Raw genomic sequence first — 12,952 nt, 5'->3', positions numbered from 1 at the left:
CCTGCGCCCACGCCGGCTCCAACGCCTGCACCCACGCCGGCTCCAACGCCTACGCCGGCTCCGACACCTGCGCCCACGCCGGCCCCGACACCTGCGCCCACACCGGCTCCGACACCTGCGCCCACGCCGGCTCCGACCTCCGCACCGGCCCCAGCGACCGTCCATCAACTCACCAACGGCGAACTGTCCAGCGTCCTGAACGGCGGCGATGCCGCGCTCGACGCGCTCATCCAGCAACTGCACAGCCAGGGCATGCAGACGCTGGAAGTGGACGCCTCGCAGGTCTCCCAGCTGATCACGGCCAACCATGACTTCAGCTTCGCGGCCGGCACCGAGGTCACCGTCGTCGGCACGGGCTTCCTGACGGCCGCCGGTGCCAATGCCGGCGCCACCGCCGAGCTGCTGGCGGCGGCCGACGTCACCGTGGCCTTCGGCGGCGGCATCGCGCCGTGGCTGAGCGGCGGCCCCGGTGCCACCGACGCGGGCTTCGACCAGCTGATCAGCCAGCTGCAGTCCGCCGGCATGGACCGCCTGGGCCTGACCGACGACGAGGTGCTGGCGCTGGCGTCGCAGGGCTACACGCTCAATGAAGGCGCGGCCGTCACCGTCAGCGGCGTGGACGACCTGCTCGCGGCCAACGCGGCCCAGCAGCAGAGCGCACTCAACTTCCTGGGCCATGCCGATGTCACGGCCAAGTTCAGCAACAACGACGTCACGCAGGTGCTCGCCGGCAGCGACGCGGCGCTGGACGCCCTGGTGGCGCAGCTGCAGTCCATCGGCGTGGACCACCTGGCGCTGGACGCGAGCCACGTCACGCAACTCGCCCAGAGCGGCAACTTCAGCCTGCTACCTGGCGTCGATGTCACGGTATCCGGCACCGGCTTCCTGAGCGCCACGGGCGTGGCGGCCGGCGGCGCCGCGGACCAGAACCTGGGCACGCTGCTCGGTGCCGCCGACGTCACCGTCCACCTCACGCCGCAGAACCTGAGCCAGGTGCTGAGCGACGGCGATGCCTCGCTCGACACGCTGGTGCACCACCTGCTGTCGGTCGGCGTGGACCACTTGGCGCTGGACGCCGACCAGGTCGGCGCGCTGGCCAGTGCCAACTTCAGCTTCGACCTCGGCACGCCGATCGTGGTCGAGGGCATCGACTTCGTGCAGGCCGGTGCCACGGCGCCGACCGCTGCGCAGCTCAGCACGCTGCTCGGCGAGGCCGACGTCACGGTGCGCCTCAGCGAGCAGGAGCTCGGCCAGGTGGTGCACAGCGCCAACGGCGACGCCGCGCTCGACGCGCTGGTGGCGCAGCTGCAGGCCGTGGGCATGGACCACCTGGGCCTGAGCGCCGGCCAGGTGGCCGAGCTGGCCCATTCGGGCAGCTTCAGCTTCGAGCCGGGCGTGGACGTCACCGTCGCCGGCACCGGCTTCCTGAGCGCCACCGGCCTGGTGGCCGGCGCCGAGGCGGACCAGCACCTCAGCCACCTGCTCGGCGCTGCCGATGTCACGGTGCAGCTGGGCGTGCAGGACGTGCAGCGGCTGCTCAAGAGCGGCGACGCCGCCATGGATGCGCTGGTGCAGCACCTGCAGGGCGTGGGCATGGACCGCCTGTCGCTGGACATCGGCCAGGTCGGCGCGCTGGCCCATGCCGATTTCACCTTCGCGGCGGGCACCGCCGTGGTGGTGGACAACTTCGACTTCGCGCCCGCCACCAGCAACTCGCCGACGCCGGCCCAGGTCAGCGCCCTGCTGGGCGAGGCCGACGTCACCATCCGCCTCAGCGAGCTGGCCGTGACGCAGGTCGTCCAGTCCGGGGACGCCGCGCTGGATGCCCTGGTGGCCCAGCTGCAAGGCATGGGCATGGACCATCTGGAGCTGAACGCCGGCCAGGTGGTGGAGCTGGCGCACGCCAACTTCAGCTTCGACGCCGGTGCCTCGATCACCGTGACCGGCACGGGCTTCCTGCACGCCGGTGGTGTGACCGAGCAGCAGCTGCACCACCTGCTGGATGCCGCCGACGTGACCGTCCAGATGAGCGACCAGGATCTGGGCGAACTCTTCAAGTCGGCCAACGCCGTCGCCGCCATCGACGACATGACGCAGCACCTGCACGACGCCGGCGTGGATGCGCTGTCGCTCGGCGTGGACCAGGCGCTGGCGCTGGCCGACGCCGGTGCCGCGTCGGGCAAGTTGGGCAACGCAGCGCTCGACATGAACGGCCTGGAGGTCAAGCTCGACGATGCCCTGGCCCTGGCGCAGCATGCGACGGGCGCCGAACTGCAGGCCCTGGACCGGCTGCTGGGTGCCGCCGACACGACGGCCCTGGTGGACATCGCCGACGTGCGCGCCACGCAACCCGGCACTGCCGCCGACCTGGCGAACGAGCTGGCCGCGATGCAGCAGAAGCTGGACGCCGCCGGGGTGGACCACATCCAGATCGACGACGCGCTGGCCAATGCGCTGGCGGATGCCGGCGTGCAGCTGGACGATCGCCAGGACCTGGTGCTCAAGGCCCAGGCCGATGGCAGCGGCCACACCGCCTACCTCGAAGCCTCGCTGCAGGAGCTGCAGAAGCTGGGCGTGGACGAGGTCAAGGTGGAGGCCGGCGTCGAGAAGATCGTGGTAGCGATGCACGGTGGCCAGCCGCAAGGCACGGCCGCCCCGGCCTTCACGCTGGCCGACCTGCCGCAGTTCCAGGTGGCCGGCAACACGAAGGTGGAGCTGGCGGTCACCGAGGACGACCTGGCCAGGCTGTTCAACGCCACCGACGCCTTCGGCCAGCTGGCCCAGCACGGCATCACGGACCTGCAGGTCAGCGGCAACGTCAGCAGCAGCATGCTGCAGCAGACGGAGACCGCGGCCCAGGGTGCGCACATCGCCGTCGAGGTCGCGCCGCTCACGCCCACCGAAGTCCAGCTGCTGGGCCTGGGCACGCAGGCGGCCGATCCGATGGATCCCTTCCACACCAAGCACAGCTGACCAACGCCATGACCACGCCGGGGCGGCGAAAACCGCCCTGTCCCTTTCAAAGCTCCGTCCTCGTTCGCGAGGAGGGGGCTTTTTTGTTTGGCGCTTTCCGACGGGGCGGCGCCTGAGCCTTCTTCGATGACCGAGAAATCCAAAGACCTTCCCGCCGGCGCGCCGCCGGCCCGCAGCACGCCCGTGGGGCGTGTGCTGCGTCTGTGCCGGCGCAGCTTCTGGTCGGTGGCGGTGCTGACCTTCGTGGTGGAGCTGCTGTCGCTGGCGCCCATCGTCTACATGTGGAACACCTTCGACCGCGTGCTGGCCAGCCGCAGCGTGGTCACGCTGGTCTCGCTCACCACGCTGATCGTGGGCGTGTACCTGTTCTGGTCCGTCATGGAGTGGATCCGCGGGCGGCTGATGGTGCGCCTGTCGCTGCGGGTGGACTGGGAGCTGGCGGCCGACGTGTTCGACGCCTCCTTCCGCCGCCACGTGGGCCGGCGGCAGGTCAACGTGCAGCAGGTGATGGGCGACCTGCTGGAGCTGCGGCAATTCCTGGGCGGGCCCGGTGTGCTGGCCCTCATGTCCGCGCCCTTCGCCGTGGTGTTCATCATCGTGGGGGCGGTGTTCCACCCCTACCTGGCGGTGTTCTCGCTGGCGGCGGCGGCCTGCATGCTGGTGGCGGCCATCGTCAACCGGCAGGTGACCTCGTCGGCGCTCAAGGCCTCGAACGACGCCAACGCCCAGGCGATGCAGCTGGCGGGCAGCGTACTGCGGCAGTCCGAATCCACGCTGGCGCTGGGCATGATGCCGGCCATGCGCCGGCGCTGGCACCGCAAGCATCGGGAGTTCCTGATGCTGCAGGTCAACTCGTCGGAGGCGGCGGGCGTGGGCAGCGGCATGACCAGCTTTCTGCAGCACTGCTTCCAGTCGCTGGGCATGGCGCTGGGCATCTTCCTGGCCATCGAAGGCGCCATCACCGGCGGCATGGTGATGGCCGCCACCATGCTGATCGCGCGTGCCGTGTCGCCGCTCACGAACCTGATCGGCCAGTGGCCGGCCATCGTCCGCGCGCGCCAGGCCTACGACCGGCTGAACACGCTGCTGGCGGAGGACGAGCACCACCAGACGCAGATGGCGCTGCCGGCGCCCAAGGGCCGGCTGGTGGTGGAAGACCTGGCGGTGGTGCCGCCCGGTGCCAGCAAGGTCGTGCTGTCGGGTGTCAGCTTTGCGCTCGAGCCGGGCCAGGCCATGGCCATCGTCGGCCCCAGCGCCTCCGGCAAGTCGGCCCTGGCCAAGCAGCTGGTGGGCGTATGGAAGCCGCATGACGGCTCAGTGCGGCTGGACGGCGTGGAGATTTCGGACTGGAACCACGACGAGCTGGGCCCGCACATCGGCTACGTGCCGCAGGAGATCGAGTTCTTCGATGGCACGGTGGCCGAGAACATCGCCCGCCTGGGCGCGGTGGACGCCGACAAGGTGGTGGCCGCCGCGCAGATGGTGGGCATGCACGAGGCCATCCTCGGCTGGCCCAAGGGCTACGACACGCTGCTGGGCGACGCCTGCTTCGCCCTCTCGGGCGGCCAGCGCCAGCGCCTGGCCGTGGCGCGAGCGGTGTACGGCGACCCGGCCTTCGTGGTGCTGGACGAGCCCAACGCCAACCTGGACGAGGTGGGCGAGCAGTCGCTGATCGCCACCATCCAGCAACTGCGCGAGCGCGGCGCCACGGTGCTCGTGACCACCCACCGGCCGCGGCTGATCGGCATCGTCGACCTGATGCTGGTGGTGAAGAACGGCCGCCAGGTGGGCCTGGGCACGCCCAAGGACCTGTTCGCCGCCGTGCAGCGCATGCCCGGCGCGGGTGCCGGGGCCGGCGCCACGCCCGTGGCCCCACCGGCCCAGCCGCCCGCCGTGGAAGGCCCGGCCAAACCCAACCTGCAGGTGGTCGCATGACATCCCTTGCCAGCCGCTTTCATCACTGGGCGACCGACTGGAACCCCTACGACCCGCAACGCCTGAAGGCCAAGGGCGACGGCATCGAGCCCGTGCTGCTCGAAGAGAGCGAAGTGCGCCGTTCCGCCGTGCGCGTGGTGGTGATCGCCTTCATCGGCTTCTTCGTATGGGCGACCGTGGCGCCGCTGGACTCGGGCGTCGTCATCACCGGCAACGTCACCGTCTCGGGCAACCGCAAGGCCGTGCAGCACCCCACCGGCGGCGTGGTGCAGGACCTGCTGGTGCGCGAGGGCTCGCAGGTGAAGCAGGGCGACGTCGTGCTCAAGGTGAACCCGCTGGACAGCGAGGCCAACCTGACCGGTGCCGAGCTGCAGTACATCAACCTGCTGGCCACCGAGTCGCGGCTGCTGAGCGAACGTACCGGTGCTGCCGCCATCCGCTGGAAGCCCGAGCTGGAGGCCTTCGGAGCCAACGACACCCGCGTGGCCGAGGCCAAGCTGGTGCAGCTGCAGCTGTTCAGCTCGCGCCGGCAGGAGCTGGACAGCCAGCAGCGCATCCTGCGCGAGCAACTGTCGGGCCAGCAGGCCCAGGCCGACAGCCTGGTGAAGGTGGCGCAGGAAAAGAAGAACCAGCTGGAACTGGTCGAGCGCGAGGCGCGCAACACCGTGCAGCTGGCCAAGGAAGGCTACGTGCCCGAGTCCCGCGCCAACGAAGTGCTGCGCTCCCAAAGCAGCCTGCAGAGCGACATGGCCAACCTGATCGCCGAGGCCAGCCGCACCCGCGCGTCGATGTCGAGCACCAGCCTGCAGATGGCGCAGCAGCGCACCACCTTCCTGAAGGACATCGACAACCAGTTGTCGGAACTGCAGAAGAACCGTGAGGCCTACATGACGCGGATGGAGTCGCTGAAATTCGCGCGCAACCTGACGGAGGTGAAAGCCCCCGTGTCGGGCACGGTGGTGGGCCTGAAGGTCAACACCGTCGGCGGCGTCATCACCGCCAGCCAGGTGCTGATGGAGATCCTGCCCGAGGAGGGCAACCTGATCATCGAGGCGCAGGTGCCGCCCACCTCCATCGACAAGGTGCACGTCGGCCTGGAGGCGGACGTGCGCTTCTCGGCCTTCAACCAGCGCAACACGCCCGTCGTTCCCGGCGTGATCAAGCTCGTCGGCGCCGACAAGCAGAAAGACCCGAGCGGCGGCGCCAACGACTTCTACCTGGCGCAGATCGAGACCACCAAGGAAGGCCTGCAGCTGCTGGGCCACCACAAGATCCAGCCCGGCATGCCCGCCGAAGTCATCGTCAAGACCGGCGAGCGCAGCTTTCTCACTTACCTGCTGAAGCCGCTGACCGACCGCTTCGCCCGCAGCTTCAAGGAGGACTGAGCCCGCCTGCCTATGCCTTGTCTTCCTCCCTCTCCCCTCGCGGGAGAGGGCCGGGGAGAGGGGGCGCCACCTCAGTCCATCACTCCATTTGCCCCCGTCCCGCATGCCCATCCCCCGGCCACCTGCCGCTACGTTCGTCCGTTTTGCGCGCCACGCCGCCACCGCCGCCGCGCTGTTCGCCTTTTTCTCATCCGGCGCCAGTGCCCAAAGCTTCCAACAAGCCCTGGACGCCGCCCGCCTCCACGACGCCCAATACTCCGCCCAGGTCGCCGCCGCCGCCAACAAGCGCCTGCAGTCCAACCAGGCGAGCACGGCCTTCTACCCGTACGCGACCGCCGTCTATTCCAAGTCCGACGTCAGCGCCGACACGGCGAATTCGGAGACCCGGTACGTCTCGCTCAATCAGCCGATCCTGAGCTACGACCGCTTTCTGACGCTGCAGCAGTCCGACCCGCTCGCCGCCCAGGCCCAGGCCGACTTGGACCAGGCCGACAACGACCTGGCGCTTCGCGTGTTCACGGCGATGGCGGACATCGTGCGCTACCGCGAACAGATCCGTGCGCTGGGTGTGCAGATCGACGGCCTGGACGAGCAATTGCGCCGGTCGACGCGGATGCGGGAATTGGGGCAGGGGACGGTGACGGAGGTCAGCGACTTTCAGGTGCGGGTGGCGATTGCGCAGGCCAACCGGGTGAGTTTGCGTAACAGCCTGCAGGCGGCGGAGCGGAATTTCACGCTGGTGACCGGGCTGGCGGCGGACACCGCCAATTTGGAGGTTCAAGTACCGGCCTGGAGCGATGAGCGGCCGTTGGAGGAATTGCTGGTGCAGGTACGGGAGACGGCGCCTGCAGTGCGCAGTGCCAAATACAACGTAGAGCTGGCAGAGATCGCGGCGAAGCGGGTGACTGCGCAGTATTTGCCGCAGGTGGTGGCGCAGGTGAGTAAGGGGCAGAGGACAGGGAGCCCACTGGACAGTTCGCCGAAGGTGGCAGTTACCTTTTCAGCGCCTATCGGTACGTCTCCTTATTACGACTACCAGCGTGCGGCAAACGATATCTTGCAGAAGGAGGAGGGCCTGCGGTACGTGCAGGACAACCTCACGAATGAATTCACGCGTCTGCGCATGGCCAATCAGACATACAAGGATGAGATCCGTATTCGAGAACAGGCAGTCGAGGGAGCGCGCCTTTCGGTCGACGGAAACATTAAGAGCTATCAAGGCGGCGTGAAGACGAACATTGACGTAATCACGAGCTATCAAACATTGGCAGACACCGAAGTAGCTCTCGTGACCTCACGTCTGAGTCTTGCTGAGGCTGATCTTCGTCTGCGTCTACTCACCCGATCCTCAACGATCAAACCTGTCGAGCGGCAGTCGAGCGAACGAGGCACAACGGAATCGCTGAACACCACCGTAAGCGTCGACGCCCCGGCTGACGCAAATCTCCAAGGCGCCGACCATGATGAAGCGCGTGCTTCTGCAGGCTCACGGCCTTAGCTTGGCCGCTGCCAAGCCCTGCGACGCCAAATATCTCGAAAATCAAATAATCCTTGAATGAAATGGCTGATACGATCCTAAAAGGCATTGACCTGGTCCGCGCAGGAAAGTACGCGGAGGCGCAGAAAGTCTTTGAGAATGGTACTGGCTACCTCGCACGATATGGTATCGCCCAAGTCAAATATCTGCAGAAGGACTATGATGAGGCGATCAAGCATCTGATAGCTGCTCTTCACGAATGCATGGGTGACCCATGGATTTTCAATCTCCTCGGATTTTGCTATCTCGGTAAAAAGCAATATCTTCTCGCACAACAATCTTTCAAGAGCTCCATTCGCCTGAAAGATGAAAGCTGGCCCCATTACGGCCTAGGTTTGCTTTACGAGCGAACCGCTAATTTCAGATCTGCTGTAGACCACTATTCCCGAGTCGACGAGGCGTCTCCAATCTATCTATCAGCACGCAAATCGGTAGAGAAGATTTCGGCTCTTCAATACGCCAACAAGAACAAATATGAGTTATTCAGCATAGATGCTGAAAAAGCAAAGGAGAGAGACACTGATTTCAGTGCAGTCGTCTATCGGGAAATGAACCCCGAGCTCGCACACCTGGATCAGGTGTCACTGAAGGACCATTATCTAGCCCATGGTCGTGCAGAAGGGAGGGTTGCCACGGTCTATGAGGTGGAAGAAAAGACAAAGAACCTGGCCGCGAAAATCCCCCTCGAGTTCGAATACCAAGCATACTTGGCTCTTAACAGCGATCTCAAAAACCTTATCGACGGCTGCACCTTGGAAATAGTAAGAAAGTGCAAGCTGACCGAACACTATCTACGACATGGTAGGGACGAAGGTAGGTCAAGCAGCTTTTTAGAGAAGCGAGAAGAACTAAAAACAGTTGAAAAAAGCTATTATCTAGAGTTGTTTCGGAAGGATCTACTTTACTTTAAAAGGCGAAATAAAAGCCTTGCATTGGGTACCACCGATTCAAAACCCGTCATATCCATCGTCGTCGTTATTTACAAGAAGCCAGAACTGCTACTTCGCTGTTTGAGCAGACTGGCATTGTCCAATTTCGAGTCGTTCGAGCTGATCTTGGTCGACAATAATTCGGGTACTGAAGTCAGTGAACTGACAGGGCAGATTACCGGCGCGGTAAAAATCGTCAACAATTCGGAAAATCTGCATTTTCTACGTGCTGCCAATCAAGGTGCACGGCATGCTGTGGGGGAGTTTATCGTATTCCTGAATAGCGATGCATTCATAGAGATATCGGCCCTCGACGAAATGCTGGACACGTTCACCAAATATCCGGACGTTGGAATCGTCGGTGGACAGATTCTGCATCTTGACGGATTGCTGCAGGAAGCGGGAAGCGTTATTTTCAACGATGCGTCATGCCGGGGCGTGGGGCGCCGCAGGCGGCCTGATGCGCATTTGTTCTCTTTCGACCGATATGTGGATTACGTATCCGGCGCGTTTTTCGGCGTCCGAAGAAAGCTGTGGGAGTCGCTCAATGGCTTCGATGAAGCATTTGCACCAGCCTACTACGAAGAAACCGACCTGTGCGTTCGGGCTTGGAAGGCAGGTTCTGCGGTTCTTTATACGCCAAGAATAAAGGCACATCACTTTGAGTTCGGTAGCGCCAAAACCGAGTCGGAGTATCTGCAACTCCAGCAGACCAACCAGCAACTCTTCAAAGAGAGGCATTCTGACTGGCTCTCAGATCAGTCATCCCCGGTGGAATATAGTGAATTTAGCCTAGGCGTGACAGGACGATTTGATTCATACAAGAAAAGGGTGTTTTTGATTGACGATGTGCCGCCTGTCAGAAGCTGGGGCGCCGGCATAGCCAGGGCCAGTGATATTCTGAAATGTTTGATTGAACTAGGCTGCTTTGTCACACATTATTCAACCAACGTCAAGGACGACTCTGCGTTCAGCGGCGTCAACGATACCTTTACAGGCGTAGAGTTTTGCCACGGCGACGACCACTATCTGGAATATTTGATTCGCACTCGACAAAGTCAAAATTTCTACGATGTCATATTCTGTAGTCGGCCGCACAATGTGCAGCGGCTCGCCGGTCTAGATATCGTCAAGATGGCCGGCACTCGCGTGGTATATGACGCCGAGGCAATATTCAACACGCGGGAAATGCAATTGGACCACTATCTTGGAGAGTCGGGGATGATCTCTTGCCAAGACGCGAGGATCAGCAGGGAGCTTTCGATCTACTCCGCGAGCAGATACATTTCCGTTACCACGCCAATTGAAAAAGCCCAGTTCAAAAGAAAGTATCCTGGGGCGATGGTCGAAATCCTGTCTCACGCATTTGATTCATGCCCTGTTCTGGAGAAAAAGGCGAGGCAGGGACGGGTACTATTCTTGGGCGCAATTCACGACGTTGCGGCGCCGAACTTCGACAGCGCATTATTTATATTGACGTTCATAGCGCCGCTGCTCCATCAGTTAGATAAGGCCATAAAGATAGAAATTGCGGGGAACGTTACTTGTCAGGAAGCCAGCAAGCTGATCAGTGCAATGTGCAAGGCATCTCCGAACGTTCACTTCCGGGGAGCGATTGGCGACTTGAAGACGGCAGTGAATCAATACGATGCCTTCATCGCCCCAACGCGGCTGGCGGCGGGGCTTCCTCACAAAGTCCAAGAAATGGCTGCACTTGGACTTCCATGCATCATCACAGGGCTTCTGAGCACACAACTAAATTGGAAAAACGGTAAAGAATGCTTGGTTGCGGAAGACGCTGCCGATTTCGCGAACGCCATTATAAAGATTTGCGACAATAGTAAGCTTAGAAATGAATTGCGTGGCGCTGCACTGGAAGATATACAAATAAATTTCTCCTACATGAAATTCAAAGCCACTTTGGCCAAGCTTCTATTTTGAGTATTCGACTCGAAAGATCATGTATGGAAATATAAGATAATGCAAGGTGCTTTCGATCAGTTATATCTTGCTGGGCGCTATGACGAGTGTATGCTTGAATATTTAAGCAATACTCCGAAGAATTTCAATGAGTACGACGCTTACTGGATAACAAAGGCATTTTTTAACTGTCTTGGCGCAGAGCGTGCTGAGGCAGTTTTGGCAGAGATAGGTGCGGCAGGGCCCAAAATTGATCGCCTTAGGGCGCGTATTCTAATACGACTCAATAAATATCAAGAATTGAGGAAAATATTCGATAGTCGAATTTCTGAATCGCCAGCTGGCAGTGCCGATTTTGCATTTTTTATCATCCGCGAGCTTTTCGAAAACGACCTTCCCGAACAAGTGGTAAGTTTCGTCGATCATTGTCAAGGCGTCGATGCACCAGGGCTTCAAGACTGCTTCGCAGAGCTGGGTAATCGTAGAGAAAGCGCACGAAATTTGGTGTGGGAGAAAGTGAACATAAGCCCTGGGCGCTGCTCCTTCCGCACCGAGTCGGAAATAACCTTTGTCGATCTTGAAGACATTCCCACAGGTCAGCAGCACGGGAAGGCCATGAGTCAAGTGTTGCTGACGCGCGCTCCGGGCGCCGGGGCCGACGCGGCCGGCGCTGTGAAGCCCAATACCGGTCGTAGTAAGCATATTGACTACGCTGGGAAACAGATTCAGATTTCACCGCTTAATTTCCCTAAACCACTCACTATGATCGGATATGGAGCGGGTGCGTCCTTTTTTTCCAATTCTGATGGCAAAGGTATATTGATAGGTGGTGGGGGCATCGTCATCAGGGAATTGTCCCCAGGTATGTCTTTGGCTGATTACTTGGTGTTGCAGAGCCTGGAAAAAAATGAAGAAGAGGTAGTTGAAGAGCAGTGTATTCTTCTTCCGCCCGTTAATGACACAGGGTTCTTCAACACTCTGCTGAACGGCTTCGGACCGGTCGTCGTGAATGAGCAGTCTCCCAATCCGGTTCCCATCTACGTTCCTGCCGACGAGCATGCGGTTCTGAGCAATATCGTACGCAGTTTCTTCCCTCAATTGAGTTTGCGCTTTACCAGAAAGAACGTAATTTACCGTTTTTCAAAGCTTGTGGTTCCCTTCGTCGAAGGGCGAAGTATCGACAAGACGTACATAAATGTATTCCAGTCATTGCTGCCACCTGTATTGGAGGGAGATGGAACCAGACTGTATATTTCCCGTTCAGCCGCAAAGAACAGGCCGCTTCTTGAAGAGCCTCAAATTGAGGCCCTCTTGTCAGGACTCGGATTTGAAATTGTCCAGCTGGAAAATCTGTCGTTTTCCGAGCAGGCACAGACCTTGTCCAAAGCTGCATTGGTAGTGGCGCCCCATGGCGCCGGATTGGCAAACTTGGTATTTTCCAAAGGGCTCAGAAAGCTTGTTGAAATGATGCCGTCTTCATATCACGTCAGGGGGTTTGAAAATATCGCACGTGAAATTGGGGCGGATTATCTTTCCATTTATGGCCACTCTTCTGATTCGGCGATCGATGCACCTTGGTCTTTAGATCTTCAGATATTCCAATCAGCACTCTTGGAATTTATTTAGTCCGCCCTGAACAACCCGTAAGTTGTTGATCTTGTGCGAGGTTTTTGGGCTGGCTAGGCGCGGGATTTGCAAGGTATTGGTTCGGCAGAGCCTGTTTTCTTGCAAATTCCTCTGAGGAGTCCGATGGGTCCGAAGCCTTCGCAGCCGCAAACGGCCGAACTGTTGCGTCCAAGGCTGGACGAGCAGATCAACATGAAGCACCCGCTGGTCAGGCTGGAGGCGCTGATCGACTGGGCCGAGATCGAGCGCACTTTCGCGGTCTCTTTCACTTCTGGCCGTGGCCGGCCCGCCTTGCCACCGCGCCTGATCGCCGGGTTGCTGTATCTGCAGCACACCTTCGATGCTTCCGACGAAGCCGTGGTCAACACCTGGGTCGAGAACCCGTACTGGCAGTTCTTCTGCGGCGAGACCTATCTGCAGACCGAAGCGCCCATCGATGCGTCCAGCCTCACGCGCTGGCGCCAGCGCGTGGGGGAAGAAGGCGTTGAAGCGCTGCTGGCTGCCAGCATCGACGCTGCCCGGCGTGGTGGCGTGATCCAGAAAGCCAGCGTGCAGCAGGTCATCGTGGACACCACGGTGATGCCCAAGGCCATTGCGCATCCCACCGACAGCCGGCTGCTGGACAGGAGCCGCCAGCACCTGGTCAA

7 protein-coding genes are annotated in these 12,952 nt (G+C 61.2%); all 7 read left to right on the top strand.

From position 1 onward, the window contains the following. Nucleotides 1-252 precede the first annotated feature (252 nt). The gene (locus NS331_RS26585) at nucleotides 253-2,973 is read left to right on the top strand and encodes a hypothetical protein (RefSeq protein ID WP_058641241.1); all 2,721 of its coding nucleotides are present in this window, start codon (nucleotides 253-255) and stop codon (nucleotides 2,971-2,973) included. A 126-nt stretch (nucleotides 2,974-3,099) separates the two neighbouring features. Further along, nucleotides 3,100-4,908 carry a type I secretion system permease/ATPase gene (locus NS331_RS06745; RefSeq protein WP_058641240.1) on the top strand — a complete coding sequence of 603 codons (1,809 nt, stop codon included), beginning with the start codon at nucleotides 3,100-3,102 and terminating at the stop codon, nucleotides 4,906-4,908. Further along, a complete protein-coding gene (locus tag NS331_RS06740) occupies nucleotides 4,905-6,293 on the top strand; it encodes an HlyD family type I secretion periplasmic adaptor subunit (RefSeq protein WP_058641239.1) in 1,389 nt (462 codons plus the stop codon). The genes NS331_RS06745 and NS331_RS06740 overlap by 4 nt, the downstream gene beginning before the upstream one ends. Before the next feature lie 103 nt (nucleotides 6,294-6,396). Then, entirely contained in the window at nucleotides 6,397-7,791 is a 1,395-nt protein-coding gene (locus tag NS331_RS06735) for a TolC family protein (RefSeq protein WP_058641238.1), read from the top strand. 62 nt (nucleotides 7,792-7,853) lie between these two features. Continuing rightward, nucleotides 7,854-10,700, top strand: a complete 2,847-nt coding sequence (locus NS331_RS25415) for a glycosyltransferase (protein WP_082702309.1) — start codon at nucleotides 7,854-7,856, stop codon at nucleotides 10,698-10,700. Between the two features lie 39 nt (nucleotides 10,701-10,739). Continuing rightward, nucleotides 10,740-12,305: a glycosyltransferase family 61 protein gene (locus NS331_RS25410; protein ID WP_082702308.1), complete on the top strand. Its 1,566-nt coding sequence runs from the start codon at nucleotides 10,740-10,742 to the stop codon at nucleotides 12,303-12,305. A 123-nt stretch (nucleotides 12,306-12,428) separates the two neighbouring features. Next, nucleotides 12,429-12,952 (top strand): transposase (locus NS331_RS06730; protein ID WP_193758053.1); only part of this gene is annotated, 524 nt, incomplete at its 3' end.

This window comes from Pseudacidovorax intermedius (genome assembly GCF_001476815.1).
Taxonomy (GTDB): domain Bacteria; phylum Pseudomonadota; class Gammaproteobacteria; order Burkholderiales; family Burkholderiaceae_C; genus Xenophilus; species Xenophilus intermedius_A.
This window is presented reverse-complemented; position numbering and strand designations above follow the sequence as displayed.

What these genes read in the sequence shown, in the direction of transcription:
- NS331_RS26585 (WP_058641241.1), top strand. Translation starts at nt 253, where the DNA reads ATGCAGACGCTGGAAGTGGACGCCTCGCAGGTCTCCCAGCTGATCACG.
- NS331_RS06745 (WP_058641240.1), top strand. Translation starts at nt 3,100, where the DNA reads ATGACCGAGAAATCCAAAGACCTTCCCGCCGGCGCGCCGCCGGCCCGC.
- NS331_RS06740 (WP_058641239.1), top strand. Translation starts at nt 4,905, where the DNA reads ATGACATCCCTTGCCAGCCGCTTTCATCACTGGGCGACCGACTGGAAC.
- NS331_RS06735 (WP_058641238.1), top strand. Translation starts at nt 6,397, where the DNA reads ATGCCCATCCCCCGGCCACCTGCCGCTACGTTCGTCCGTTTTGCGCGC.
- NS331_RS25415 (WP_082702309.1), top strand. Translation starts at nt 7,854, where the DNA reads ATGGCTGATACGATCCTAAAAGGCATTGACCTGGTCCGCGCAGGAAAG.
- NS331_RS25410 (WP_082702308.1), top strand. Translation starts at nt 10,740, where the DNA reads ATGCAAGGTGCTTTCGATCAGTTATATCTTGCTGGGCGCTATGACGAG.